Source organism: Xenophilus sp. Marseille-Q4582, from assembly GCF_916700565.1.
Lineage (GTDB): Bacteria > Pseudomonadota > Gammaproteobacteria > Burkholderiales > Burkholderiaceae_C > Xenophilus.
Map to the genome: position 1 here is coordinate 805,374 of NZ_CAKAKO010000004.1, position 26,306 is coordinate 831,679.

General features: G+C 70.7%; 22 protein-coding genes. 14 read left to right on the forward strand and 8 right to left on the reverse strand.

Features of this window, described 5'->3' with window-relative positions; all coding sequences use genetic code 11:
* Window positions 1-30 precede the first annotated feature (30 nt).
* Entirely contained in the window at window positions 31-939 is a 909-nt protein-coding gene (locus LG388_RS19230) for a LysR family transcriptional regulator (RefSeq protein WP_225784284.1), read from the forward strand.
* Between the two features lie 77 nt (window positions 940-1,016).
* Here LG388_RS19230 and LG388_RS19235 read toward each other — a convergent pair whose 3' ends face one another.
* Window positions 1,017-1,952 carry a LysR family transcriptional regulator gene (locus LG388_RS19235; protein WP_225784285.1) on the reverse strand — a complete coding sequence of 312 codons (936 nt, stop codon included), beginning with the start codon at window positions 1,950-1,952 and terminating at the stop codon, window positions 1,017-1,019.
* A 145-nt stretch (window positions 1,953-2,097) separates the two neighbouring features.
* Between LG388_RS19235 and LG388_RS19240 the strand changes: the two genes are divergently transcribed.
* A complete protein-coding gene (locus LG388_RS19240; protein WP_225784286.1) occupies window positions 2,098-3,441 on the forward strand; it encodes a M20 family metallopeptidase in 1,344 nt (447 codons plus the stop codon).
* Between the two features lie 22 nt (window positions 3,442-3,463).
* Here the strand turns inward: LG388_RS19240 and LG388_RS19245 are convergent, their stop codons facing one another.
* The 5 genes from LG388_RS19245 to LG388_RS19265 are packed head-to-tail and all read right to left on the reverse strand — an operon-like array spanning window position 3,464 to window position 9,269.
* Entirely contained in the window at window positions 3,464-4,129 is a 666-nt protein-coding gene (locus LG388_RS19245) for an N-methyl-D-aspartate receptor NMDAR2C subunit (RefSeq protein WP_225784287.1), read from the reverse strand.
* Window positions 4,126-5,196 (reverse strand): lytic murein transglycosylase B, encoded by a 1,071-nt coding sequence (gene mltB / locus LG388_RS19250; protein ID WP_370630200.1) that lies wholly within the window; start codon window positions 5,194-5,196, stop codon window positions 4,126-4,128. The genes LG388_RS19245 and mltB overlap by 4 nt, the downstream gene beginning before the upstream one ends.
* A gap of 43 nt (window positions 5,197-5,239) precedes the next feature.
* Window positions 5,240-7,276 (reverse strand): DUF3488 and transglutaminase-like domain-containing protein, encoded by a 2,037-nt coding sequence (locus LG388_RS19255; protein ID WP_225784288.1) that lies wholly within the window; start codon window positions 7,274-7,276, stop codon window positions 5,240-5,242.
* 5 nt (window positions 7,277-7,281) lie between these two features.
* Window positions 7,282-8,349 (reverse strand): DUF58 domain-containing protein, encoded by a 1,068-nt coding sequence (locus tag LG388_RS19260; protein WP_225784289.1) that lies wholly within the window; start codon window positions 8,347-8,349, stop codon window positions 7,282-7,284.
* Complete coding sequence (locus LG388_RS19265; protein WP_225784290.1) at window positions 8,349-9,269, reverse strand: MoxR family ATPase; 921 nt, start codon at window positions 9,267-9,269, stop codon at window positions 8,349-8,351. The genes LG388_RS19260 and LG388_RS19265 overlap by 1 nt, the downstream gene beginning before the upstream one ends.
* A 164-nt stretch (window positions 9,270-9,433) precedes the next feature.
* Between LG388_RS19265 and LG388_RS19270 the strand changes: the two genes are divergently transcribed.
* From LG388_RS19270 to LG388_RS19300, 7 genes are all read left to right on the forward strand, one after another.
* Window positions 9,434-10,390: a histone deacetylase family protein gene (locus LG388_RS19270; protein ID WP_225784291.1), complete on the forward strand. Its 957-nt coding sequence runs from the start codon at window positions 9,434-9,436 to the stop codon at window positions 10,388-10,390.
* A 16-nt stretch (window positions 10,391-10,406) separates the two neighbouring features.
* Entirely contained in the window at window positions 10,407-11,714 is a 1,308-nt protein-coding gene (locus tag LG388_RS19275; protein WP_225784433.1) for a mechanosensitive ion channel family protein, read from the forward strand.
* A gap of 182 nt (window positions 11,715-11,896) precedes the next feature.
* Window positions 11,897-12,646, forward strand: a complete 750-nt coding sequence (locus LG388_RS19280) for an electron transfer flavoprotein subunit beta/FixA family protein (RefSeq protein ID WP_225784292.1) — start codon at window positions 11,897-11,899, stop codon at window positions 12,644-12,646.
* Between the two features lie 27 nt (window positions 12,647-12,673).
* Complete coding sequence (locus LG388_RS19285; RefSeq protein ID WP_225784293.1) at window positions 12,674-13,606, forward strand: electron transfer flavoprotein subunit alpha/FixB family protein; 933 nt, start codon at window positions 12,674-12,676, stop codon at window positions 13,604-13,606.
* Window positions 13,607-13,747: 141 nt separating this feature from the next.
* The gene (locus LG388_RS19290; RefSeq protein ID WP_225784294.1) at window positions 13,748-15,538 is read left to right on the forward strand and encodes an acyl-CoA dehydrogenase; all 1,791 of its coding nucleotides are present in this window, start codon (window positions 13,748-13,750) and stop codon (window positions 15,536-15,538) included.
* Window positions 15,539-15,704: 166 nt separating this feature from the next.
* Complete coding sequence (locus LG388_RS19295) at window positions 15,705-16,667, forward strand: nitronate monooxygenase family protein (protein ID WP_225784295.1); 963 nt, start codon at window positions 15,705-15,707, stop codon at window positions 16,665-16,667.
* A 135-nt stretch (window positions 16,668-16,802) separates the two neighbouring features.
* Window positions 16,803-17,447, forward strand: a complete 645-nt coding sequence (locus LG388_RS19300; RefSeq protein ID WP_225784296.1) for a phosphatase PAP2 family protein — start codon at window positions 16,803-16,805, stop codon at window positions 17,445-17,447.
* A gap of 13 nt (window positions 17,448-17,460) precedes the next feature.
* Here the strand turns inward: LG388_RS19300 and LG388_RS19305 are convergent, their stop codons facing one another.
* Window positions 17,461-18,462: a pseudouridine synthase gene (locus LG388_RS19305; RefSeq protein ID WP_370630201.1), complete on the reverse strand. Its 1,002-nt coding sequence runs from the start codon at window positions 18,460-18,462 to the stop codon at window positions 17,461-17,463.
* 235 nt (window positions 18,463-18,697) lie between these two features.
* Here LG388_RS19305 and LG388_RS19310 point away from each other — a divergent pair, with 235 nt between their 5' ends.
* The 5 genes from LG388_RS19310 (at window position 18,698) to LG388_RS19330 (ending at window position 24,664) form a co-directional block, all read left to right on the forward strand.
* Complete coding sequence (locus LG388_RS19310) at window positions 18,698-19,366, forward strand: GntR family transcriptional regulator (protein ID WP_225784297.1); 669 nt, start codon at window positions 18,698-18,700, stop codon at window positions 19,364-19,366.
* Between the two features lie 100 nt (window positions 19,367-19,466).
* Window positions 19,467-20,969: a malonyl-CoA decarboxylase gene (locus LG388_RS19315; protein WP_225784298.1), complete on the forward strand. Its 1,503-nt coding sequence runs from the start codon at window positions 19,467-19,469 to the stop codon at window positions 20,967-20,969.
* 102 nt (window positions 20,970-21,071) lie between these two features.
* Window positions 21,072-22,064, forward strand: a complete 993-nt coding sequence (locus LG388_RS19320) for a tripartite tricarboxylate transporter substrate binding protein (RefSeq protein WP_225784299.1) — start codon at window positions 21,072-21,074, stop codon at window positions 22,062-22,064.
* Between the two features lie 147 nt (window positions 22,065-22,211).
* Window positions 22,212-22,997, forward strand: coding sequence for an enoyl-CoA hydratase/isomerase family protein (locus LG388_RS19325; protein ID WP_225784300.1), 786 nt, complete (start codon window positions 22,212-22,214; stop codon window positions 22,995-22,997).
* Window positions 22,998-23,116: 119 nt separating this feature from the next.
* Window positions 23,117-24,664, forward strand: coding sequence for a malonyl-CoA synthase (locus LG388_RS19330; protein ID WP_225784301.1), 1,548 nt, complete (start codon window positions 23,117-23,119; stop codon window positions 24,662-24,664).
* A 91-nt stretch (window positions 24,665-24,755) separates the two neighbouring features.
* On the opposite strand, the gene LG388_RS19335 is transcribed toward LG388_RS19330, so the two are convergent.
* Complete coding sequence (locus tag LG388_RS19335) at window positions 24,756-26,303, reverse strand: amidase (protein WP_225784302.1); 1,548 nt, start codon at window positions 26,301-26,303, stop codon at window positions 24,756-24,758.
* Between the last annotated feature and the right edge of the window lie 3 nt (window positions 26,304-26,306).

Consider the following 26,306-nt stretch of genomic DNA (forward strand, 5'->3'; position numbering starts at 1 on the left):
GAAGGGCCCGGGCAGGCAAGATCGCGGGCCATGAAGATGCACGACCTGGACCTGCAACTGCTGCGCGCCTTCGACGCCCTGCTGCGCGAGCGCCACGTCACGCGCGCGGCCGAGCGGCTGGACATCAGCCAGTCCTCGATGAGCGTGTCGCTGGCCAAGCTGCGCGATCTGCTCGGCGACGAGCTGCTGATGCGCAGCGGCACGGGCTGGATGCCGACCGAACTCGCGCTGTTGCTGTGGCCGCGCGTGCAGGACGCGATCGTCGCGCTCGAACGCGTGCTGGAGCCGCCGCGCTTCGACCCGGCCCAGGCGGCCCACACCTTCCGCCTCATCGTGATCGACTACATCGACCTGCTGATGATGCCGGCCGTGATGCGCCGCATCCGCACCGAAGCGCCGAACGTGCGCATGCAGGTGCTGCAGACCAACCCCGATCATTTCGGAGAAATGATGGCCGCGGGCGAGCTGGACCTGGCGCTGACCTACTTCCCCCACGCGCCCGAATACCTCAAGGGCCGCCGCCTGTTCTCGGACCGGTTCCTGGGCCTGGCCGCGCGCGGCCACCCGGTGCACGGCCAGGCGCTGGACGTGGCGGGCTTCTGCGCCTTGCCGCACGTGACCATCGAGCTCGGCTCGGCGCAGATCTACAACGTGCAGATCGATGCCGCGCTGGAGCCGCACGGCCTGCGGCGGCGCGTGCAGATGACCAAGCCCAGCTTCCTGGCGCTGCCCTTCGTGCTGGAGACCTCCGACATGGTGGCCAGCATTCCCGCGCGTCTGGCGCGGCGCATGACGCGCATGGCCGACGTGGCGCCATTCGACCTGCCGCTGGATCTGCCCACCTTCGACGTGCGCATGCTCTGGCATGCGCGCACCGACCATTCGCCGGCCCACATGTGGCTGCGCGAGCTGATGGTGGACTGCGCGCGGCATACCTGAAGCTTTTGGGCTGCGCGACCGCAGAGATACGCTGAACAGGCGCTCAGGGCATGCGCGCAGGGGCCGGCCGGGCCTGTTCAGGGCTGGGCCGCGCGGCGTGCGCCTTCGCCCGGGCGGTGGTGCAGCGCCGCGGCGGCCCGGCGGATGCATGCCATGAAGACCTGCCCCGCGCTGCCGGGTCGCCGCTGCGCCGGCGTGAGCAGCGACAGCTGCACCGTGGGCAGCGGCTCCTTCAGGCGCAGCGCGACGAGGCCGCGCGACAGGCGCTGGTTGTCGAACAGCGATTGCGCCACCAGGCTCAGGGCATCGGCCTTGCGCACCAGCGTCAGGCCGAGGTGGATGGAATGGCAGCGGATGATGTCCGGTGCGGCCGCAGGCTGTGCGTCGGCGGGCAGCAGCCTGTGCAAGGCCTGCACCGCATAGCCGGGCACCACCCACATCGCGGCGCCGAGCCGGCCGAAGCTGCGTGCGCGGCCCAGCGGATGGCCGGTGCGCGCCACCACGCGCAGCGGAAACTCCAGCAGCAGTTCGCGTTGGGTGTCGTCGGCGGCCGCGCCGGGCGGCGCCTGCATTTCGCTGAGCACGGCCAGGTCGAATTCGCGGTGCGCCCACAGCTGCGAGGCCTCGCCGCTGAATTCCTGCAGGTCCAGGCTCACGCCCGGCTGCTGCCGGCGAAAGTCCTGCAGCGCGGCGGGCAACAGGCTGGCCATGGCGAAGGAACTCAGCGCCACGCGCAGCGAACCGGCCACGCCGTCGCGCAGCCAGGCCAGCTCCTCTTCGGTGCGACGCACTTCGGCGAGCAAGCCCTGCGCGCGGCGCAGCAGCACTTCACCGATCGGCGTCGGCACCACGCCGGCGCTGCTGCGCACCAGCAGGGGCGCGCGCACGCTGCGTTCCAGCTCGCGGATGGCGTAGGTCAGGGCTGGCTGGGTCAGGGCCGCCTGACGCGCCGCGGCGCGCAGGCTGCCGGCTTCTGCCACGGCCTTGAAGATCTCCAGATGGCGCAGGTTCATCGCTTCAGCGCAAAGTGGGGTGATCAACCAATTTGATCGCTGACGAATTTTCCTTGTCTTCTGGCGCACGGCCATCTGCGCTACCGTGCGCGGCGTTCGGGTCGCCGGCCCCTTTTCCCATCCACCTTTGCTTGGGTTCCCTCTCATGACGCCTCCCTTCCGTCTTTCTTCCCGCCTGGCCTCGCTGCTGGGGGCGGGCCTGCTGTCCGTCAGCGCCTGGAGCCAGGGCGCTGGCGGTGCCGATGCCCTGCGCGCGCAGGCGCTGTCACTGGCCGATGCCACCGAGGCACAGGTCATCGCATGGCGCCGCCACATCCACCAGCACCCGGAGCTTTCCTACCAGGAAGTGCAGACGGCCGCCTATGTGGCCGAGGCGCTGAAGAAGATGCCCGGCATCGAGGTCCAGACCGGCATCGCGAAGACCGGCATCAAGGCCGTGCTGCGCGGCGGCCAGCCCGGTCCGGTGGTGGCGCTGCGCGCCGACATGGACGCGCTGCCGGTGGAAGAGCGCAACGACCTGCCCTTCAAATCCACGGCCAAGGGCACCTGGCTGGGCAAGGAGGTGCCGGTGTTCCATGCCTGCGGCCATGACACGCACGTGGCCATGCTGCTGGGGGCGGCGCAGGCCCTGTCGCAGATGCGCGCCGATCTGCCGGGCACCGTGGTCTTCCTGTTTCAGCCGGCCGAGGAACAAGGCCCGGGTCCGGTGCTGAGCGGCGCACCGGCCATGGTGCAGGCGGGCGTGCTCGACAACCCGAAGGTGGACGTGGTAATGGGCCAGCACATCAATGGCGGCTTTCCCTCGGGCCAGATCAACTACCGCCGCGGCAGCCTGATGGCCAGCGGCGACGTGTTCAAGATCAAGCTCAACGGCAAGGGCGGCCATGGTTCCTCGCCCTGGTCGGCCAACGATCCCACGCTGGCGGCCGCCGAGATCGTGGTGGCGCTGCAGAACATCGTGAGCCACCGCATCGACCCGCTGGACGGCACCACGGTGGTCACGGTGGGCCAGCTGCAGAGCGGCAACCGGCCCAACGTGCTGCCGGACACGGCGGAGATCGCGGGTACGGTGCGTTCGCTGTCGAAGAAGAACCAGAAGATCGCGCACGACAACATCCGCCTGCGCGCGACCAGGATCGCCGAAAGCCACGGGCTGACGGCCGAGGTGAGCATCGACACGGGCTACGAGGTGCTGGTGAGCGACCCGGCCGCGACACAGCGCGTGATCGGTGCGCTGGAGGCGGCCGCGGGCGAAGGCAAGGCGCGCGAGGTGCCGCCGACCATGGGTTCGGAGGACTTCGGCTCCTTCGGCAAGAACATCCCGATCGTGTTCTGGCACCTCAATGCCTCGCCCTACACAGACCGCCGCGGTGCGCCGAACCACTCGGCGGAGTTCATGGTCGACGAGAAGGCGCTGCGCGTGGGCGTGCGGGCGCTGGTGGGCAGCACGCTGGCCTACATGCGCCCGCAGACCGCTGCGGCCCAGTGATTCCGGCCGCGGGCCGCGCGGTTCAGTGCGAGGAACCGGCGGCCGCGATGGCTTGCACCAGGTTCAGGCGTGCCTGCGCTTCGCAGCGCGCCTGCAGGCCCGAGGTCTGATAGAGCGGCCTGCGCGCGAGAAAGCCGCCCAGGATGCGGCCGCGCCGCGGCTCGAAGACCTCGGGCGGCACATGGGCGTACTCGCGGCGGATCTGCGCTTCGTACTCGGCGAAACGCGCCGGCGGTGCGCCGAGGATGGCGAGGTCGATGTCCACGAGCAGCTGCGCATCGGGTTCGGTCGGCGCGGCCTGGTGGCGGGTCGCCATGACCAGCCCATGCACCCGGGCCACGGCCTGGGGCGGCAGGCCGGCGCCGGTCAGGGCGCGGTCGGCCCAGTCGGCGCTGCGCGCCTCGTTGTCGCTGGCCTGCAGGTCGTACACGGCGTCGTGGAAGAAGAGCGCGAGGGCGATCTCTCCGGGGTGCCGCGCCTGCGCGCGTTCACGGGCCAGCGCGTCCAGGCATTCGCCCAGGTGCTGCAGCGTGTGGTAGTGGCGCCAGGGTTCGGACCAGGCGGCGATCAGCGCATCGAACACAGGCTGCGGGGCGGGCCGGGCCAGGTCGTGCCAGGCCTGCTGCCAGTGCCGAAGCAGTGCGTCATGCGGCGGATGCCGCGCGGGCAGGTTGGCGTCCTGTGTCATTGCGCGAGCGCGGCCTTGACCTCGGCGCCCAGGTCCAGCACCGACATCGCGTAGTAGCTGCTCCAGTTGTAGCGCGTGATGACATAGAAGTTCTGCGTGCCGGCCACGTAGCTGGGCGCATCCTCGCCGTTGCGCAGCTCGATCAGCGCCAGCAGGCCCGGGTGCCGCAGCGCCTCGCCCTGCAGTTCGGCGCCGGCGGCCACGAAGCTGTCCACGCTGAAGGTGGGCAGGATGTCGGGCGCCATGAGCACGTCCATCCTCAGCCGCGCGGGGTCGAATCGCACGGGGTAGACGCTGGGCAGGCCGGGCTGCCAGCCGAAGGCCTTGAAGTAGTTGGCCACCGAGCCGATCACGTCCACCGGGTTGTTCACCAGGTCGATGCGTCCGTCGCCGTCGTAGTCGACCGCGTACTTGGCGATGCTGCTGGGCATGAACTGCGGCATGCCCATGGCGCCGGCGTAGCTGCCCAGCGGGCGGGTCGGGTCCTCGTGCGTGCGGCTTTCGGTGGACAGGAAGCTCTCGAGTTCTTCGCGGAAGAAGGCGCGGCGCTGCTGCGCGCGCGGGTGTGCGTCGGGAAAGTCGAAGGAGAGGGTGGCCAGCGCGTCGAGCACGCGGAAGCGCCCCATGTCGCGGCCGTAGATGGTCTCGACGCCGATGATGCCGACGATGATCTCGGCCGGCACGCCGAACTCCTGCTCGGCGCGCGCGAGCGTGGTGGCGTTGTCGCGCCAGAAGCGCGCGCCGGCGGCGATGCGCACCGGGTCGATGAAGCGGCTGCGGTACACGCGCCAGTTCTTCTGCGTGGGCGTGCGCGCGGGCAGCATGAGGCGCGGCACGTTGGGCAGGAAGCGCGCCTGGCCCAGGGTCTGGCGCACCCAGTCGCGGTCCAGCTGGCGGCGCGCCGCCACTTCGTCGGCAAAGGCCATGGCATCGGCGCGCGTGGCATAGGGCGTGGTGCCGCGCACGGCGTTGCCCGAGGGGGCCTGGGCAGCGGCGGGAAGGGCGGCGGTGGCGGTCAGGCCGATCAGGGCGGCGGCCAGGGCGGAGCGCAGGGCGGGACGGAGCATCGGCCGGATTGTGCCGTGGCGCCTGGCGGCTCTGCGTCCGTGTTCAGGTGCGCGGCGCCCGCGGAGGGCGGAACTGGCGAAACTCGCGGCGCAGCGCGCCCAGCCCGGCGGCCGGGGGGGTGCGCGCGTAGCGCCAGGCTTCCAGGCGCAGCAGCCAGTCACGCAGCCCGGCCTGCGCGGCGGCATCGGGCTGGCGTGCCAGCAGCTCGGCCATCTGGCGCGGCGCGGCATGGGCCGGCACCTCCAGGCCCAGCACACCCAGGCGCGCGCGCGCCTGGGCCAGCAGGCGCAGCCAGGGGTCGGTGCGCCGGCGCTCCCACAGCGTCCAGGCCGCGCCGCCCAGGCTGGCGGTGATCACCAGCATCAGCAGCACCCAGGCCAGGTCGGCCAGGCTGGGGCTGTCGAAGCCCAGCTTCTTGAGCAGGTCCAACTGGCGGCTCTGGGTGTAGTTGAGCACCCATTGGTTCCAGCGGTTGTTCAGGGCCTCCCAGGTGGCGCGGAGGTTTTGCATCAGGGTGGGGCTGAGGGTGCCGATGGCGCTGGCCATGAGGCCGGGCTCGCCGGCCAGACGCCGGAATTGGCCAATGCGATCGGGCGAAATGGCGCCGGTCGGGTCCACGCGCACCCAGCCTTTGCCTTCCTGCCAGACTTCGGCCCAGGCATGGGCGTCGCTGTTGCGCAGGGTCCAGTACCGGTCGACCGGATTGATCTCGCCACCCTGGAAGCCGGTGACGATGCGTGCCGGCACGCCCGCCGCGCGCATCAGCACCGCGAAGGCGGAGGCGATGTGTTCGCAGAAGCCGGCCTTGTGCACGAACCAGAACTCGTCGGCGGTGTCGTCGCCGTACAGGCCGGGCTCCAGCGTGTAGCTGTAGCCCCCGGTGCGCAGGCGCGTGAGGGCCGCGTCGACCAGGCGCGGCGCGAGGTCGCCTTCGGGCTGCGCGGCGCGCGCCTGGGCCTGGAGCTGCTGCGCGAGCTCCACCGTGCGCGGGTCGCGGTTCGCCGGCAGGCGGAGGTAGCGATCCAGGGCCGGGGTGTGGCGCAGCGGGCCGCTCTCGAAGTCCGGGTAGCTCGTCGCCCGGTAGCGCACCAGGTCGCCCAGTGGGCGGTAGGTCATCCATTGCAGATCGGGCGTCTGGAAAGTGCGCAGGCCCGGAATGTCGGGCGCCTCTTTCATGACGTCCAGCGACAGCAGCCAGGGCCGGTTGCTGGGTTCCTGCGTGATCTCGTAGCCCACCGGCTGGCCGCGCACGCGCAGGTCTGCCGGCAGCCCGCCGCGCTCCCAGGGCGGCGGCGCCTTCCATTCGCGGCCGTCGAACTCCGACAGCACCGGACCCCGGAAATACAGCGTCGGGCGAGGCGGGATGCGGTCGCCGTCGAAGCGCACGCGCGCCGCCAGGCCGTCGTCCAGCACCAGTTCGGCGATGCTGCCCACGCGCAGGCTGTCCGACAGGCCGGTGCGGCCGGTCAGCGGATCGTTGGGCGTGCCCCACAGCGGCGCCAGGCGCGGAAAGAACATGAACAGGGCCAGCATCACCGGCGCGCCGGCCAGGGCCATCCAGCCCGCCGTGCGCGCGGCCTGCGCCAGTGACGGGCGGCCCACCGGCATGTGGGCGTTGACCAGCGCCGTGAGCAGCCCCAGCAGCGCCAGCAGCATGGCCGCGGCCGTGAGCAGCGACTGCGACCAGAAGAAGTTCGTGAGCATCGCGAAGAAGCCCAGGAAGAAGACCACAAAGGCATCGCGGCGCGCCCGCAGCTCCAGGGTCTTGAGGGCCAGCAGCACCACGATCAGCGTGACGCCGGCTTCCTTGCCGATCAGCGTGCGGTGGGTGGCCCAGGTGGCCGCCAGCGCCAGCGCCAGCAGGCCCACCCGCCACGCCAGGCTGGGCAGCGGCCGGGACTGCAGCGCCAGGGCGCCGCGCCACACCAGCACCACCAGCGCCAGGCCCACGCACCACAGCGGCAGGTGGGCGGCCTGCGGCAGCACGATGAGGGCGATCACGCCCAGCAGGAACAGCGTGTCGCGGGCCTCGCGCGGCATCTCGACGAGGCGTGCGCGCCAGCGGAGTGTGGGAGTCATGACATTCATGCCGTCGCCAGCATTTCGAGGCAGGCGCGACGGTGCGCCTCGCCTTGCGCGGGCCGCAGCTGCCGCGCACCGAGGTCCAGGCCGTAGTCCAGGCCCAGCCGGTCGGCCTGCAGCACCCAGGCCGTCAGGCGCGAGAGGCGGGCTTCGGCGTCGGGCAGGCCGGCGCTGGCCAGGTCCAGCCACAGTTCGTGCCGCTGGGCGATGGCCGCATCGCGGCTGACCAGCTCCTGGGAGCCGGCGGCCTGCGCCCGCGCGGCCTTCTTCCAGACCACGAGCTTGAGCGGATCGCCGCGGCGGTAGGCGCGCACGCCGTCGTACTCGCCCGCGCCCTGCGTGCTGGCCGAGGCCAGGGCCGGGCCGCCGCGCGGCTGGCCGGCGGGCAGCGGCGGCGGATGGGGTTCGGGTTGCGGATAGACGAGCACCTGCGATGCCGGGCGCCAGACCGTCCAGACGCGGAAGGTGCCGAGCGGAAAGCGGGTTTCGGCCGTGAGCGCCGGCACGGCCTGCCAGCCGCGCCGGGGCGGCTGGAAGGCGACCTCCACGGTCGATTGCCCCTGGCCGGGCACGTCGGTCCAGGCCCAGGGAACGGCGGAGGCCGCCTTCTTGTTCCGGCGCTGCTGCAGGCCGTGCACCGCCAGGCCGATGCCGAAGCGCGGGCTGCGGCGGGCGTTGTGCAGCACCACGCGCAGCACGGCGGCGCTGCCCGCGTACTGCGGCTCGGGCGGCAGCAGGTGCAGGTCGAGCCCGCGCAGGGTGCCGTGGCACACCTGCATGCCCACGGCGGCGCAGCCGGCCAGCAGGAAGGTGAGCAGGTAGCCCAGGTTGAGCTGGTAGTTGATCGAGGCCAGCAGCAGCACCGCCAGGGTGATGCCGAGCATCAGTCCCGCCCGCGTGGGCAGGATGTAGACATTGCGCTGCGTGAGCGTGATCTGGTCGCTGGGCGGCCGGCGCGCAAGGAACCAGGCGTCGATGCGCTGGCGCAGCGAACGCGCGCCGCGCGCGGCCGCTTCCGTGGGCTGTGCGGCGGAGCCCGGGAAGGACGCGGCCTTGGAGGAGGGCGCCATCAGGGCAGCGGCGTGGCCGCAACCATCGCGCGCACCTGCGCGACGGCGCCGCGGCCCGCGTCCCCGACGGGCGTCAGGCGGTGTGCGATGGTCTGCGGCAGCACCGCCTGCACGTCGTCGGGCGCCACGTAGTCGCGGTTCGCCAGCAGCGCCTGGGCTTTGGCCGCGCGCAGCACGGCGATGGCCGCGCGCGGCGACAGGCCCTGCAGGAACCAGCGGCCCGAGCGCGTGGCGTCCACCAGGTCCTGCAGGTAGTGGAGCAGCGGCTCGGCCGCGTGTACCTGCAGCACGCGCTGCTGCAGCGCGTGCAGTTCACCGGCGGTGAGCAGGGCAGGCAGTTGCGTGAGCATCTCGCGCCGGTCGCGGCCCGACAGCAGTTCGCGCTCGGCGGCCCGGTCCGGGTAGCCCAGCGAGATGCGCATCAGGAAGCGGTCCAGCTGCGACTCGGGCAGGGCGAAGGTGCCCAGCTGGTCCAGCGGGTTCTGGGTCGCGATCACCAAGAAGGGGCTGGGCAGCGGGCGGGTCTCGCCTTCCACCGTCACCTGTTTTTCTTCCATGGCTTCGAGCAGCGCGCTCTGCGTCTTGGGGCTGGCGCGGTTGATCTCGTCGGCCAGCAGCACCTGCGTGAACAGCGGCCCGGGGTGGAAGACGAAGGCCTGCTGCCCGCGGTCGTAGATGGCCACGCCCGAGAGGTCGCCCGGCATCAGGTCGGAGGTGAACTGCACGCGCGAGAACTGCAGCCCGAAGGTGTGCGCCAGCGCATGCGCGAGCGTGGTCTTGCCCACGCCGGGCACGTCCTCGATCAGCAGGTGGCCGCCCGCCAGCAGGCAGGCCACGCAGTCGCGCACCTGGGCCTCCTTGCCGACGATCACCGTGTTAAGCTGATTCAGCAGACTGGCAAGCTTGGCCGCAACGTCCATTTTTGTATCCATATGCAAACGATAGCGCATGCACACGGAGACCTTGATGCCGTGTGGTCATGCCCGACCCTGAAACCGAGACAAGCCCCACGCTTTGCATGCCGCCTGTCGCGCAGATGCGCAGCAAGGCGTGTGCCGACAGAGCCTGGGGCGCCCAGCGATCCATGGCAAGCACCGGCTACTTCATCCACCGCGACTTCTGGAAGCATGACATGGGCGGCGGCCACCCGGAGTGCCCGGCCCGGCTGGATGCGATCGAAGACCGGCTGCTGATCACCGGCGTGGCCGACGCGCTGAGCCGCCACGACGACATTCCCCTGGCCACGCTGGCGCAGATCACGCGTGCCCACAGCGTCGAACACCTGGAAAAGCTGGAGGCCCTGCACCAGCGGCTGGTGGCCGATGAAGGCGTGGGCGGCCCGGACCACGCGCAGGTCGACCCCGACACCTCGCTCAACCGCAGCACCCTGCTGGCCGCGCGCCGGGCGGCAGGGGCGGCCATCGCGGCCACCGACGCCGTGCTGCAGGGCGAGCTGGCCAATGCCTTCTGCGCCGTGCGTCCGCCCGGCCACCATGCCTGCCGCGACCAGGCGATGGGCTTCTGCTTCCTCAACAACGTGGCGATCGCGGCGCGCCATGCGCTTGATGAACACGGCTTGTCGCGGGTCGCCATCGTCGACTTCGACGTGCACCACGGCAATGGCACCGAGGACATCCTGGCTGGCGACGACCGCGTGCTGATGGTCGGCATCTTCCAGCATCCCTTCTACCCCTTCAGCGGCACCGACGACCCGGCGCCCAACATGCTGAACGTGCCGATCCCGGCCTACACCAAGGGCATGGACGTGCGGGAGATGATCGACTGCCTCTGGATGCCGCGGCTCGAGGCCTTCCGCCCGCAGATGATCTTCATCAGCGCCGGCTTCGATGCCCACCGGGAGGATGAGATGGGCCAACTGGGATTGACCGAGAGCGACTACGTCTGGATCACCGACCGCATCATGGAGGTGGCCCGCAAGCACGCGCAGGGCCGAGTGGTGTCTCTGCTGGAAGGCGGCTACGCCCTTGGGGCGCTGGGCCGCAGCGTGGAGGCCCATGTGCGCGTGATGGCCGAGCTCTGAGCGCCCCGTGAGCGCGGTGACACAGCCGGTCAGCGACTGGGCCGGCTTTCTTCTTCGCCTGCAGCAGATTGACGCGCGCAGCCTGGCCTTCGAGGGCGCGCTGCTCGTGCTGTGCCTGGTCCTGGCCTGGGGCGTGAGCCGCTGGTTCGGCCGCGACCAGGCGCCCGATTCGATCTGGTTCGGGGCGCGCATCTTCGATGGCCTGATGTTCCCGCTGCTGGCCCTCGTCTTCGTGGAGCTGGCGCGGCGCGGCATGTCGCAGTTCCAGCCCGTGCTGCTGCTGCGCATCGGCGTCTCGGCCTTCCTGGCACTGGCGGCGATCCGGCTGTTCGCACGCGTGCTGCGGCTGGCGTTTCCGGCTTCCAGCCTGGTGCGGCTGGTGGAGCGCACGATCTCCTGGCTGGCCTGGGCGGGCGCCGTGCTGTGGATCGTGGGCCTGCTGCAGCCCGTGGTGGAAGAGCTGGACCAGATCACGCTGGGCTTCGGCAAGAACAGCGTCAGCCTGCGCACCCTGTTCGAAGGGCTGATCTCGGCCGGCGTGGTGCTCACGCTGGCGCTGTGGGTGGCCGCGACCATCGAGAAGCGCGTGCTGCGCGAGGCGGTCACCGATCTGTCCATGCGCAAGGTGGCCTCCAACGCCGTGCGCGCCCTGCTGCTGCTGATCGGCCTGCTGTTCGCGCTGTCGGCCGTGGGGGTGGACCTCACGGCCCTGTCGGTGCTGGGCGGCGCACTGGGCGTGGGCCTGGGCTTCGGCCTGCAGAAGCTGGCGGCCAACTACGTCAGCGGCTTCGTGATCCTGCTGGAGCGCTCGATCCGCATCGGCGACAACGTGAAGGTCGATGCCTTCGAGGGCCGCATCACCGACATCAAGACGCGCTACACGCTCATCCGCGCCGGCAACGGGCGCGAGGCCATCGTGCCCAACGAGTCCATCATCACGGGCCGGGTCGAGAACCTCACCCAGGCCGACCTCAAATTCGGCCTGCAGACGGTGGTGGTGGTGGACGGCAGCGCCGACGTGGCGCAGGTGCAGGCCATTCTGGTGGGCGCGGCGCAGGCCCAGCCCCGCGTGATGAAGGAGCCCGTGCCGGTGGCTCACTTCACCAACTTCGCAGCCGACGGGCTGGAGTTCACGCTGAACTACTGGGTGGCCGATCCGGACAAGGGCAAGGACAACGTCCGCTCGGACGTGCACACGGCCATCCTGCACGGGCTGCGCGCGGCCGGCATCGAGATTCCGGGGCCGCAGCGGGTCGTGCGGGTGACAGCCTTGCCCCCGGATCGCGCGATCCCGGGCTCGACGCCGCGTGAGCCTGGCTTATAATTTTTCGGAAAAGCACGATCGTGCTTTTTTAGCCATCCATTTGCATCTTCGGTGCAGGGCCGGCGCTGATGCGCCCCTGCCGCGGTGTCTGGAATGGAAAGCCTGGGTTGGGGGCGCTGCCTATAATGGCCGGCTGCCCCGGATTTTCAGCACCGGTTTCTCAATTCATTGGAGTTCAGCTCATGAAGGTTCTGGTCCCCGTCAAGCGGGTTGTGGATTACAACGTGAAGGTCCGCGTGAAGTCGGATGGCACAGGCGTGGACATTGCCAACGTCAAGATGAGCATGAACCCCTTCGACGAGATCGCCGTGGAAGAGGCGGTGCGCCTGAAGGAGAAGGGCGTGGTGACGGAAGTGATTGCCGTCTCCGCCGGCGATGCCAAGTGCCAGGAAACCCTGCGCACCGCCATGGCCATCGGCGCCGACCGCGGCATTCTGGTCGAAACCACGGAGGAACTGCAGCCCCTGGCCGTGGCCAAGCTGCTCAAGGCGCTGGTGGACAAGGAACAGCCCGGCCTGGTCATCCTGGGCAAGCAGGCCATCGACGACGACGCCAACCAGACTGGCCAGATGCTGGCGGCCCTGGCCGACCTGCCGCAAGCCACCTTCGCCTCCAAGGTCGAAGTCGCGGGCGACAAGGTGAACGTCACGCGCGAAGTGGACGGCGGCCTGGAGACCCTGAGCCTGAGCACGCCCGCCGTGATCACGACCGACCTGCGCCTCAATGAGCCGCGCTACGTGACGCTGCCCAACATCATGAAGGCCAAGAAGAAGCAGCTGGACACCGTCAAGCCCGAGGACCTGGGTGTGGACGTCGCGCCGCGCCTGAAGACCCTGAAGGTCGCCGAGCCGCCCAAGCGCGGCGCCGGCGTGAAGGTGGCCGATGTGGCCGCCCTGGTGGACAAGCTCAAGAACGAAGCCAAGGTCATCTGAGGCCAGCGCACAAGGAACACAGACACCATGACCGCACTCGTCATCGCTGAACACGACAACGCCAGCATCAAGCCGGCCACCCTGAACACCGTCACCGCCGCGGCTGCCGCGGGCGGCGACGTGCACGTCCTCGTCGCGGGCCAGAACGCCGGCGAAGCCGCCAAGGCCGCCGCGCAGATCGCCGGCGTCGCCAAGGTCATCCACGCCGACGGCGCCAGCCTGGCCGATGGCCTGGCCGAGAACGTGGCCGCCCAGGTGCTGGCCATCGCCGGCGATTACAGCCACATCCTGTTCCCGGCCACCGCCAGTGGCAAGAACGTGGCCCCGCGCGTGGCCGCCAAGCTGGACGTGGCCCAGATCAGCGACATCACCAAGGTCGTGTCCGCCGACACCTTCGAGCGCCCGATCTACGCCGGCAATGCCATCGCCACCGTGCAATCGTCGGATGCCAAGAAGGTCATCACCGTGCGCACCACGGGCTTCGACGCGGCGGCCGCCGCCGGCGGCAGCGCCGCCATCGAAACGAAGGACGCCGTGGCCGACAGCGGCAAGAGCGCCTTCGTGGGCCGTGAGGTGAGCAAGAGCGACCGTCCCGAGCTGACGGCTGCCAAGATCATCGTCTCGGGCGGCCGCGCCCTGGGCAGCAGCGAGAAGTTCAACGAAGTGATGACGCCCCTGGCCGACAAGCTGGGCGCGGCCATCGGCGCCAGCCGCGCGGCGGTGGACGCGGGCTATGCCCCCAACGACCTGCAGGTCGGCCAGACCGGCAAGATCGTCGCGCCGCAGCTGTACATCGCCGCGGGCATCTCGGGCGCCATCCAGCACCTGGCCGGCATGAAGGACTCCAAGGTGATCGTGGCGATCAACAAGGACCCGGAAGCGCCGATCTTCAGCGTGGCCGACTACGGCCTGGAGGCGGACCTGTTCACGGCGGTGCCGGAGCTGGTCAAGGCCCTCTGAGGTTGGGACCACCAGGCCTGATCCCGCACAGGGCATCGCTTGCGATGCCCTTTTTTCCGCCCGCGCCTTCCCGCTTCGCCTTTCGCCTTTTACGCGCCTGCACCGTTCCCCCCGCAGCCGCATTCCGCACCCGGAGACCCCATGAGCTACACCGCCCCCCTGAAGGACCTGCTGTTCAACATCGAGCACCTGGCGCGCATCGAAGAGATCGCCAAGCTGCCGGGCTTCGAGGAAGCCGGCCTGGACACGGCCCAGGCCGTGCTGGAGGAATGCGCGAAGTTCACGCAGGACGTGGTGGCGCCGCTCAATGTGGAAGGCGACCGCCATCCCTCGTCCTTCAAGGCGGGTGTGGTCACCACCACGCCGGGCTTCAAGGAGGCCTTCTCGCAGTACGCCTCGGGCGGCTGGCAGGGCCTGCAGCACCCCACCGATTTCGGTGGCCAGGGGCTGCCCAAGACCATTGGCGCCGCCTGCGTGGAAATGCTCAACAGCGCCAACCTGAGCTTCGCCCTGTGCCCGCTCTTGACCGACGGCGCCATCGAAGCGCTGCTCACGGCCGGCTCCGATGCGCTCAAGGCCACTTACCTGGAAAAGCTGGTCAGCGGCGAGTGGACCGGCACCATGAACCTGACCGAGCCCCAGGCCGGCAGCGACCTGGCCCTGGTGCGCAGCCGCGCCGAGCCGCAGCCCGACGGCAGCTACAAGGTCTTCGGCACCAAGATCTTCATCACCTACGGCGAGCACGACATGGCGGACAACATCGTCCACCTGGTGCTCGCGCGCGTGGCCGGCGCGCCCGAGGGCGTGAAGGGCATCAGCCTGTTCGTGGTGCCCAAGTTCCTCGTCAACGCGGACGGCAGCCTGGGTGCGCGCAACGACGTGCACTGCGTGTCCATCGAACACAAGATGGGCATCAAGGCCAGCCCCACGGCCGTGCTGCAGTACGGGGACCATGGCGGCGCCGTCGGCTATCTGGTCGGCGAAGAGAACCGCGGCCTCGAATACATGTTCATCATGATGAACGCCGCCCGCTATGCCGTGGGCGTGCAGGGCATCGCGGTGGCCGAGCGCGCCTACCAGCAGGCCGTGGCCTACGCGCGCGAGCGCGTGCAGAGCCGCCCCGTCGATGGCTCGGTGGCCGGCAGCGCGCCCATCATCCACCACCCCGACGTGCGCCGCATGCTGATGACCATGCGCGCCTACACCGAGGGCTGCCGCGCCATGGCCGCCGTGGCCGCGGCCGCGTACGACGCCGCGCATCACCATCCCGACGCGGGTGCGCGCCAGCAGAACCAGGCCTTCTACGAATTCCTGGTGCCGCTGGTCAAGGGCTACAGCACCGAGATGAGCCTGGAAGTGACCAGCCTGGGCGTACAGGTGCACGGCGGCATGGGCTTCATCGAAGAGACCGGCGCCGCCCAGCACTACCGCGACGCCAAGATCCTCACCATCTATGAAGGCACCACGGCGATCCAGGCCAACGACCTGGTGGGCCGCAAGACCGCGCGCGACGGCGGCCAGACGGCCAAGGCCATCGCGGCGCAGGTCGAGAAGACCGAGGCCGAACTGCGCGCCGACGGCAGCGCCGACGCGAAGGCCGTGGCCGAGCGGCTGCGCGCCGCGCGCGAGGCCTTCCTCGACGTCGTGAACTTCATGGTCGGCCAGAGCCGCGCTGCGCCCAATGCCGTCTACGCGGGCAGCGTGCCTTACCTGATGCTGGCCGGCAACCTGGTCGCGGGCTGGCAGCTGGCCCGCTCGCTGCTGGTGGCGCAGCAGCTCGCTTCCGCGGGCCAGGACCAGGCTTTCATGCAGGCCAAGATCGCCACTGCGCGCTTCTACGCCGACCACATCCTGTCCAAGGCGCCGGGCGCACGCGATGCGATCGTCGAGGGCGCCGGCAGCGTCACGGCCCTGCCGCTGGACGCTTTCTGAACCTGCGGCCCTGCAGGCGCGAGGCGCGCGACAAGCGCTAGACGCAAGACGTGCGGGCGCGCATCCGCCACACTGGATGCGCTTCCTGCGTGCGTTGCGTCTGCCGCGCCGCGTGCGCCGGTCCGCTGGCTCCGCTTTCTTTGCCGTTCCTCATCAAGGAGACCCCATGTCCAAGCTGCCGGGCGCCCTGGCCCATCTGCCGCTGCCCATCATCGGCTCGCCGCTGTTCATCATCAGCACGCCCAAGCTCGTCATCGCCCAGTGCAAGGCGGGCGTGGTTGGGTCGATGCCCGCGCTCAACGCGCGCCCGGCCTCCCAGCTGGAAGACTGGCTGGCCGAGATCACCGAGGAACTGGCCGCCCACGACAAGGCGAACCCCGACCGGCCTGCCGCGCCCTTCGCCATCAACCAGATCGTGCACAAGAGCAACGACCGGCTCGACCACGACATGGACCTGATCGTGAAGTACAAGGCCCCCATCGTCATCACTTCCCTGGGCGCGCGCACGGACGTGAACGATGCCGTACACAGCTATGGCGGCGTCACGCTGCACGACATCATCAGCAACAGCTTCGCGAAGAAGGCCATCGAGAAGGGCGCCGATGGGCTGATTGCCGTGGCGGCCGGAGCCGGCGGCCATGCGGGCGTCAAGAGTCCCTTTGCGCTGGTGCAGGAGATCCGCCAGTGGTTCGACGGACCACTCGCGCTGTCGGGCTCGATCGCCACCGGCGACGGCGTGCTGGCCGCGCAGGCCATGGGCGCCGACTTCGCCTACATCGGCACCGCCTTCATCGCCACCGAGGAGGCGCGCGCCAGCGACGCCTACAAGCAGGCCATCGTGGCCGGCAGCTCCGACGATATCGTCTACAGCAACCTGTTCACGGGCGTGCACGGCAACTACCTGGCGCCCAGCATCGTGGCGGCCGGCATGGACCCGGCCAACCTGCCCGAGGGCGACCTCAAGACCATGAACTTCTCGACCGCCAGCGGCGACAAGGTCAAGGCCTGGAAGGACATCTGGGGCTCGGGCCAGGGCATCGGCGCCATCACCGAAGTGGCCACGGCCGCGGCCTACATCGACAAGCTCAAGCGTGAATACGCGGCCGCGCGCCGGCGCCTCGCGCTCTGACCGGCACCGGGCGCGCAGGGACGGCGCACGCCGCCGCCGTGCCTGCCTGCCACAGGCCGCCCCGCTGCGAAAGCTCAACCCCAAGGCGCCCCGGGCTGCCATCGGCCTGCCGCCGCGCGCGGGTATAAGCCGCGCGTGAGCTTTTTTTTTTCATCTCCCTGGTTCGCCGAAGCCGGCGACGCCCACGAAGACCTGTTCCTCGCCCTCAACCCCGATCCGGTGACGGGCGGCGAGGAGCCCGCGCTGGTGCACCTGGCGCGCTTCGCGTCCAACGTCCTGCCCGATGTGCTGGTGCTCATGCTGGTGCTGGCCCTGCTGCTGGGGCCCCGGGCGCGCGTGCTGCGGCGCGACGTGCTGATCGTGCTGGCGGCCATGGCGCTGGCCTGGCTGGCCGCGCGCGCGCTGCAGGCGGCTTGGCCGCAGCCGCGGCCTTTCGTGCTGGGCCTGGGCACGCCCTGGCTCGTGCACCCGGCCTCGCCCAGCTTCCCGAGCATGCATGCCACCGTCGCCGCCGCCTGGGCGGTGTCGCTGGCCTTCTGGCGCCGGCCGGTGCTCACGGCCGCAGCGGTGCCGATGGCGCTGCTCATCGCCTGGAGCCGCGTCGGCCTGGGCGTGCATTTCCCCATCGATGTGGTCGTGGGTGTTCTGCTCGGCGCGGTGGCCGCGGGGGTCACGCAGGCCTGCCTGTCCCCGGTGCGGCTGCGCTGGCTGCAGTGCATGGGCCGGCGCACCGTGCGCCGGCACCGGGCGCGCCGGCTGCGGCTGCAGCGCCCGGCCTGAGGGGGCGTGCCTTCTAGCGGCCCGTCGCCGCGGTGCGCGCGACGGCGGCGTCGAGCGTGCGGGCGCTCTCGAAGCGCCGTGGCGCGCCGGTCACCGGGTCGGTGAAGGCGATGGCCTGGGCCAGCAGTTGCAGTGGCCGCGCGAAGTCGTCCGCGCCTTCGGGCCGCAGGGCCGGGTAGATCCCGTCATGCAGGATCGGCACGCCCAGCGCGCAGCAATGGGCGCGCAGCTGGTGCTTGCGGCCCGTGTGCGGCCGCAGCGCCAGGTGAGCGACGGGGCCGTGCTCGGCCAGGATGTCGATGGCGGTTTCGCTGTTGGGCTCGCCGGCCACTTCCTGCGATCGCATGAACACCGATTCGAGCCGGCTGCGGTAGACCGCGGGCAGGGGGCGCGGCGGCGGCCAGTGCACCAGGGCCTCGTAGCGCTTGGCCACCAGCCGCTGCTCGAACAGGCGCTGGTAGGCGCCGCGCGTGGCCGGCTGGATGGCGAACACCACCAGGCCGGCGGTCTCCCGGTCGATGCGGTGGATGGGCGCCAGCGTGTCCAGGCCCAACTGCTTCTTGAGGCGCACCAGCAGCGTCTCGCGCACGTGACGGCCCGAGGGAATGACGGGCAGGAAATGCGGCTTGTCGGCCACCACCAGCCACTCGTCCTGGAAGACGATGCGCGCCTCGCCCGGGACGGGGGGCTCGTCGGGCAGTTCCCGGTAGTACCAGACGCGCAGGTCCTTGGCATAGGGCCGCTCGGGCGGGACCGGCCGGCCCTGGGCGTCGACCACGCGGCCGGCCTGCATGCGCGCCACCCAATCGGCACGCGGCACCTGCGGGAAGCGCTCGCAGAGGAAATCCAGCACCTGTGCCCAGGGACCGGGCGGCAAGGCCACGCAGCTGGGGCTCAGGCCGTCCAGCGTCGGCAGCGGGCAGGGCGTGCGCGCGCGCCGCTGGCTGCCGGAGCTGCGGGGCGCACGCGCGGGGCGCGGTGGATGCGGCGGGGAAAGGGGGCGGGAAGAGGACACGGGCATCCCATGGGCAGGGCCTGCAGCGCAGGGACGAACCGGCACTGTAGCGCCGGGGCAGGGTTTACACAGCGCCCGCCGGCTTGCCACGCCCCGCGCAGGGGATCAGAATTACGCGTAATTACAGCATGCGTGGCGGAAGATGCCCCGCGCATGCTGGCCCCGCAGGCCGTGCGGCCCGCATGGGCGGGCGCCTTGCGGCGTTCCCATGCCGTGCCGCTCTTCCCGGATGACCATGCGCCTCGAGCCCAGTTCCCTGCACGAAGATGTCGCGCAACAGCTGCGCGGGCTGATCTTCGAGGGCGAATTGCCGCCCGGCGCCTTCCTGGACGAACCGGCCCTGTGCCAGCGGCTGCGCATCTCGCGCACGCCGCTGCGCGAGGCGCTCAAGGTGCTCACGGCCGAAGGCCTGCTGCGGCACGAGCCGCGGCGCGGCTGCTTCGTGGCCGAGATCACGGACAAGGACCTGGACGACATCTTCCCCGTGATCGCGCTGCTCGAAGGCCGCTGCGCCTACGAAGCCGCCCTGCACGCCAGCGACGCCGAACTGCAGGCGCTGGAGGCCCTGCACGAGAAGCTCGCGCGGCATGCGCGCGCACGCCGCATCAAGGACTATTACGACACCAACTACGTGATCCACGAAGCCATCATCCGGCTGGCCGACAACCGCTGGCTGGCGCAGGTGATCGCCGACCTGCGCAAGATCCTGCGGCTGGCGCGGCTGCAGACCCTGCAGGCGCCGGGCCGGCTGGCGCAGAGCCTGTCGGAGCACCTGGCCGTGTTCGCGGCACTCAAGGCGCGCGACTGCGAAGGCGCCGAGGCGGCCATGCGGACGCACCTGAACCGCCAGCGCGAAGCCCTGCGCGTGCTGGCCACGCAGGAAAAGGCGAGGCGGATCGGATGAAGGCGCTTCTTCAGGACGCTTGCGGTGCGCGGGCCAAGCCTCGCGGCGGCTCTTCGCTGGCGGTGATGTTTTGTTTTTCTGTGAAAGGGGAGAGCCAGCCATGACGGCTTCGGATTGGATACAGCGCGGCGTGTCGCTGCTGCGCACGGGCACGGCGGACGAAAAGGCGGCGGCTGCGGCGCCGGCGGCGGCCAGGAAAGGCGGCGAGGACACGCGTGCCCCGCGCACGCTGGCCGAACGCATGGAGGCGACCCTGCGCCGCCATGGCGAGGCCCTGCCGCCGCGCGCGCTGCGCAAGGCGCTGGAAGACATGCGGGCCGTGATCGACCCGCGCGTGAGCGAGGTCGAAGGCGGGCGGCGCGCCTCGGCGCTGGCGCAGGAATATGCGGGCCTGTCGCCCGACGAGCGGCGCGACTGGTGGCTCCTCATCTGCGAATGCTTCGCGCCCGACGCGCGGCGCCTGCAGGCCGCGCGCGAGCAGTTCGAGGCCGCGCAGCCCGGATCGCCCGAGTACGCGCAGGCCGAGGTGAAGCTGCGCCGGGCGCTGCTGTCGCCGCGCGCGCGGCTGTTGCAGCGCTTCTCGATGGCCGCCGAGGGCATGCGCTTCCTGATCGAGCTGCGCGCCGAACTGCTGCCCGAAGTCAAGAAGGACCGTCGCCTGTCGGTGCTGGACGCCGAGCTGGAGCAGCTGTTCTCGACCTGGTTCGACGTCGCCTTCCTGGAACTGCAGCGCATCAGCTGGGATTCGCCCGCGTCGCTGATCGAGAAGCTGATCCAGTACGAGGCCGTGCACGACATCAAGAGCTGGTCGGACGTGAAGAACCGGCTCGACGAGCGCGACCGCCGCTGCTATGGCTTCTTCCATCCGCGGCTGCCGGGCGTGCCGCTGATCTTCGTGGAGGTGGCGCTGACCGAGGCCGTGAGCGACAGCATCACGCCGCTGCTGGACGAACAGGCCAGCGCCGACGCCCGCAAGGCCGACACGGCCATCTTCTACTCGATCAGCAACACGCAGACCGGCCTGCGCGGCGTGAGCTTCGGCGATTCGCTGATCAAGCGCGTGGTGGAGACGCTGCGCGAGGAGTTTCCCAAGCTCAAGACCTTCGCCACGCTGTCGCCGATCCCCGGCCTGCGCGGCTGGCTGTCGCAGAACGCGCAGCCCTTGCTGGACCGCCTGCCCGAGCGGCAGGCGCAGGCGCTGGGCCGGCTGCTGGGCGCCATGCCGCCCACGGCGCAGCGGCTGATCGCGGCGCTGGACGAGGCGCAGGCGCTCGGTCCCAAGTCGCCGCTGCGGCAGTGGCTCATGCAGGCGGCCGCCGAATACCTGGGCCGCGGCCTGCGCGAGGGCAAGCCCATCGACGCGGTGGCGCGCTTCCACCTGGGCAACGGCGCCCGTGTGGAGCGGCTCAACTGGGCCGCCGACCCCTCGGCCAAGGGCCAGCGCCAGTCCTGGGGCCTGATGGTGAACTACCTCTACGACCTGAAGCGGCTGGACAAGCACCGCGCGCTGCTGGCGCAGGGCAAGGTGCCCGTGTCGGGCGACGTGGAAGGGCTGTTCCTCAAGGCCGCGGCCGCGGGGCCGCGCGAGACCGGCGCCGCCTGAACGGCGAAGGCACCGCACGTTTCCCCCGAGATTCCCGGGCCGATCGCACACAAGGCGCCGCCACGGCCCCGGCGCCACGAACCACAAGCAGGAGACAAGACAATGACCCATGGAATGCAGCGGCGCGACATGCTGCGCCTCACCGCCGCCGGCGCCGGCCTGCTGCTGGCCGGCGGTGGCGTGCACGCCCAGTCCGGCTGGCCCAGCCGGCCCGTGAACCTGGTGGTGCCCTTTCCGGCCGGCGGCGGCACCGATGCCTTCGCGCGGCCGCTGGCGGCGCAGTTCTCCAAGGTGACGGGGCAGACGCTGGTGATCGACAACCGCGGCGGCGCGGGCGGCACCGTGGGCGCGAGCATTGCGGCCAAGGCCGCGCCCGACGGCTACAACCTGTTCATGGGCGCCGTGCACCATGCCATCGCGCCGGCCATCTATCCCAGGCTGGACTACGACATCGAGAAGGACTTCATCCCCGTCATGCTGCTGGCCAACGTGCCGCAGGTGGTGGTGGTCAACCCCCGGCGCGTGACGCAGAACACGCTGCAGGAGTTCGTCGCCTTCGCCAAGAGAAACCCGGGCAAGCTCAACTACGCCTCGGCCGGCGCCGGCACTTCGCACCACCTGGCGGGCGAGCTGTTCAAGCTGCAGACCGGCACCTTCATCACCCACATTCCCTACCGGGGCGCCGGCCCCATGTTGCAGGACCTGATCGCCGGCAACGTGGACTGCGGCTTCGACGGCCTGGGCTCCTCGGCCCAGCACATCAAGGCCGGCCGCATCAAGGCGCTGATGGTGGCCGGCAGCAAGCGCAACCCGGCCTTCCCCGACGTGCCCTGCGCGGCCGAGGTGGGCCTGCCGGACTACACGGTGACCACCTGGTACGGCCTGTGGGCACCCAGGAACACACCGGCGGAGGCCCTCGCGCAGATCACCGAGCAGATGCGCAAGGCGCTGGCGGCCGAGGAGCTGCGCACCATCTGGGCCAGCAACGGCTCCGAGATCCCGAACGTCGCGGGCGCGGCCTACGGCCAGTTCGTGCATGCGGAGGTGCAGCGCTGGGCGGGCGTGGTGAAGGCCTCGGGCGCGAAGCTGGAATGACACCCCCCAGGCCGCTTCGCGGCTCCCCCCTCTGCTGCGCGAGGGGGGCGCACCCGACGGTCCGGCACAGCCGGTCCCGTGGGTGCCCCGAGAGGGCCCCTGCAGATGGCGGCAGGGGCGCGTTGTTTTTTGGACAGAATGTGCGCCATGAATGAAGCGGTCACGATTTCCGTCCAGCGCGAGGAGGCGCTGGCGACGGTCACGCTCTGCAACCCCGGGCGGCTCAATGCGATGACCCGGGCCATGTGGCGCGAACTGCGGGCGGTATTCGACGAACTGTCGGCCGATGCCGGGCTTCGCGCCGTGCGGGTGCGCGGGGAGGGCGCGGCCTTCTGCGCCGGCGGCGACATCTCGGAGTACCCGGCCTTCCGCTTCGCACCCGAAAGCCTGCGCGCCTTCCACGAGGACGAGGTCTGGGCGGCGCTGGCCGCGATCCTGGCCTGTCCGGTGCCCGTGGTGGCGCAGATCACGGGCCCCTGCATGGGGGCCGGCATCGAGATCGCAAGCTGCTGCGACATCCGCCTGGCCGGCGACTCGGCGACGTTCGGCGCGCCCATCGCCAGGCTGGGCTTTCCGATGGCGCCGCGCGAGGCGGCGCTCGTGCGCGCCGCGATCGGCGACGTGCTGGCGCGCGACATGCTGCTGGCCGCCGGGGTGCATGGCGCCGCGCGCCTGCGCGAGGCGGGCTTCCTGACCGAGGTGCTGCCCGATGCCGAACTGCCCGACGCCGCCGCGCGCAAGCTCGCGCAGGTCGCTGCCCTGGCGCCGCAGGCTGCGCGCGCCCACAAGGCGCTGCTGCGGGGCCTGCAGGCCGGCCCCTCGCAGCAGGCATGGCTGGCGCAATGGCTGCCCACTGCCTACGATTACGCCGACACGGCCGAGCACCGCGAGGGCATCCAGGCCTTCCTGGACAAGCGGCCGCCGCGCTTCTGACGCGCCACCTGCCCCGTGAGACCCGGAACCCGCCGGGCCGCCGGCGACAGGCGGTCCATTCACCCCGAACACTCCGACGTGCCACCCAGCCGGATTGCCAACCCCTCCCTGCCACTGCCATGAGCAAGCCCGACAACGCCAATCTCTTCGCCCACCTGCGCGCCGCCTTCCCGCATGACCTGGACACCATCGCGGTGGAAACCGACGACGGGCTGCACTATTCGTGGCGCGACCTGGACCGGGCCAGCGCCATGATCGCCAACCTGCTGGGCGCGCTGAAGCTGCAGCCGGGCGCGCGCGTGGCGGTGCAGGTGGAGAAGTCGGTCGAGGCCATGCTGCTGTACCTGGCCACGCTGCGCGCGGGCTACGTGTTCCTGCCGCTCAACACGGCCTACCAGAGCGCCGAGATCGACTACTTCATCGGCAATGCCGAACCCGAGGTGGTGGTGTGCACCAGCGCCAACGCGGGCTGGGTGGGCCCGATCGCGCAGAAGGCCGGCACGCGCCACGTGTTCACGCTCGACGACGACCGCACCGGCACGCTGCTGGAGCTGGCCGCGCAATGCAGCGACGAGCATGCGGTGGCGGCCAGGAAGCCCGAGGACCTCGCGGCCATCCTGTACACCAGCGGCACCACGGGCCGCAGCAAGGGCGCCATGCTCACGCACCGCAACCTGCTGTCGAATGCCGAAGTGCTCAAGGACTACTGGGGCTGGACGCAGGGCGACGTGCTGCTGCACGCGCTGCCCATCTTCCACGTGCACGGCCTGTTCGTCGCCATTCACGGCGCGCTGCTCAACGGCAGCAAGATGATCTGGTTCGGCAAGTTCGACCCCAAGCGCGTGGTCGCGCGCCTGCCCGACGCGACGGTGTTCATGGGCGTGCCCACGCTCTACGTGCGCATGCTGGCCGAGCCGCTGCTGGGCCAGCGCCAGTGCGAGGACATGCGCCTGTTCATCGCCGGTTCGGCGCCGCTGCTGATCGAGACCTTCCAGGAGTGGCAGCAACGCACGGGCCACACGATCCTCGAGCGCTACGGCATGAGCGAGACCATCATGCTCACGTCCAACCCCTACACCTCGGTGCAGGGGGCTCGGCGCGGCGGCACGGTGGGCTTTCCGCTGCCGGGCGTGAGCCTGCGCGTGCGTGCCTACGACGAGCAGGGCGAGCCGCGCGACTGCGCGGTGGACGAGATCGGCAACATCGAGGTCAGCGGCCCCAACGTCTTCGCCGGCTACTGGCGCATGCCCGAGAAGACGAAGGAGGAGTTCACCGCCGACGGCTACTTCAAGACCGGCGACGTGGGCAAGATCGACGGCCTGGGCTACGTCACCATCGTGGGCCGCAGCAAGGACCTGATCATCAGCGGCGGCTACAACGTCTACCCGGCCGAGATCGAGGGCTTCATCAACGAGATGCCGGGCGTGGCCGAAAGCGCGCTCGTGGGCGTGCCGCATCCGGACTTCGGCGAAGTGGGCGTGGCGCTGGTGGTGCCCAAGCCCGGCGCCTCGCTCCAGGCCGACGCCATCGTGGCCGAACTCAAGGGCAAGCTGGCCAACTTCAAGATCCCCAAGCGCTGCTTCGTGGTGAACGAGTTGCCGCGCAACACCATGGGCAAGGTGCAGAAGGCGCTGCTGCGCGAGCAGCACAAGCGCTTGTTTGCCTGAGCCAGGCGCCGCGGGCAGGTGCGAAAAAGGGCGGCCGCAGGGCCGCCCTTTCTCTTGTTGGTGCGGAGGCGCCGAAGGTGCGCCGGGCCGCTCAGACCGCCGTCGCCGCCGCGCTCGTCGCGCCACGGCCATCCAGCACCGGCGGCGCCGTGACGATGGAGCGCAGGGCTGGCTCGGCCGTGGCCATGTTCGTCAGGTCCGGACGCGGGCGCCGCAGCTCGGGCTCGCCGTTGAACACCTGCTCCAGCGCATGCGCCGCGGCCAGCACCTGGTGGTCGGCGCGGAAGCCGCCCACGATCTGCAGCCCGAAGGGCATGCCTGCATGGTCCAGCCCGCAGGGCAGGGAAATGGCGGGGTGCGTGGTCAGCGTGACCACGTAGGTCAGCGCCAGCCACCGGTAGTAGTTGGCCTGCGGCTCGCCGTTGATGGTGGCGGCATGCGGCATCGTCCAGGGGAAGGGCGAGACCGGCGTGGTCGGCGACAGGATCAGGTCGTAGTCGGCGAAGGTCTGCGCGAAGCGCTTGATCAGCCGCGTCTGCTCCGCCTGGGCCCAGGCCGCGTCCAGCAGGCTCATGCGCGCGCCCATCTCGTAGTTGGCGCGCGGGTTCGGGCCCAGGCTGCCCGGGTCGCGCTCGTAGGCAGCCTGCACGCCGGCCACGAAGGCTTCGGCGCGCAGCACGTCGAAGCAGCGGTGCGCCTCGCCCATGTCCAGCGCGACGGGGTCGCAGCGCGCGAACAGGTGCTGCAGGGCCCCGATCTTGCGGCGGAAGGTGGCGCGGATGTCTTCGTCCACGGCGCAGGTGCCGAAGTCTTCCGTGTACGCCACGCGCAGGCGGCCCAGGTCCAGCGCTGCGGGCTGCAGGAAGGAGAGGGCGTCCAGCGGGTAGCTCAGCGGGTCGCCCGGGTGCATGCCGGCCGAGGCGGCCAGCTGCAGGCAGGCCTCTTCCACCGTGCGGCCCATGGGGCCGACCACCGAGAGGGGCGTCCAGCCCAGTGGCTTGCGCACGCTGGGCACCACGCCGGGCGAAGGCCGGAAGCCCACCACGCCGCACTTGGCGGCCGGAATGCGCAGCGAGCCGCCGGTGTCGGAGCCGGTGCACACGGGCAGCATGTCGCAGGCCAGTGCCGCGGCCGATCCGCCCGAGGAGCCGCCGGCGTTGAGGTTTGGGTTGAAAGGGTTGCCCGTGGCGCCCCAGACGCTGTTGCGCGAGTTGGCGCCCGCGCCCATCTCGGGCACGTTGGTCTTGGCCGTGACGATGGCGCCGGCGCGGCGCAGGCGCGCTACCAGCTCGATGTCCTGCGCCGGCACATGGTCGCGGTAGATCGGCGAGCCCCAGGTGGTCAGCAGGCCTTCGGTGGGCTCCAGGTCCTTCACGCCCAGCGGCAGGCCGTGCAGCAGGCCCAGCGGCTCGCCGGCCAGCACCGCTTTCTCGGCGGCGCGGGCCTCGGCGCGCGCGCGCTCGAAACAGGTGGCCGTGATGGCATTGACCCGGGGGTTCACGGCCTCGATGCGTGCGATGCACGCCTCGAGCAGCTCGACGGGCGAGATCTGCTTGCTGCCGATCAGGCGGCGCAGTTCGACGGCGGAGCGCTCGACCAGCGCGCCGCTCCGGGGGGTGTCGGGGCTCAGGGCAGGCACGGC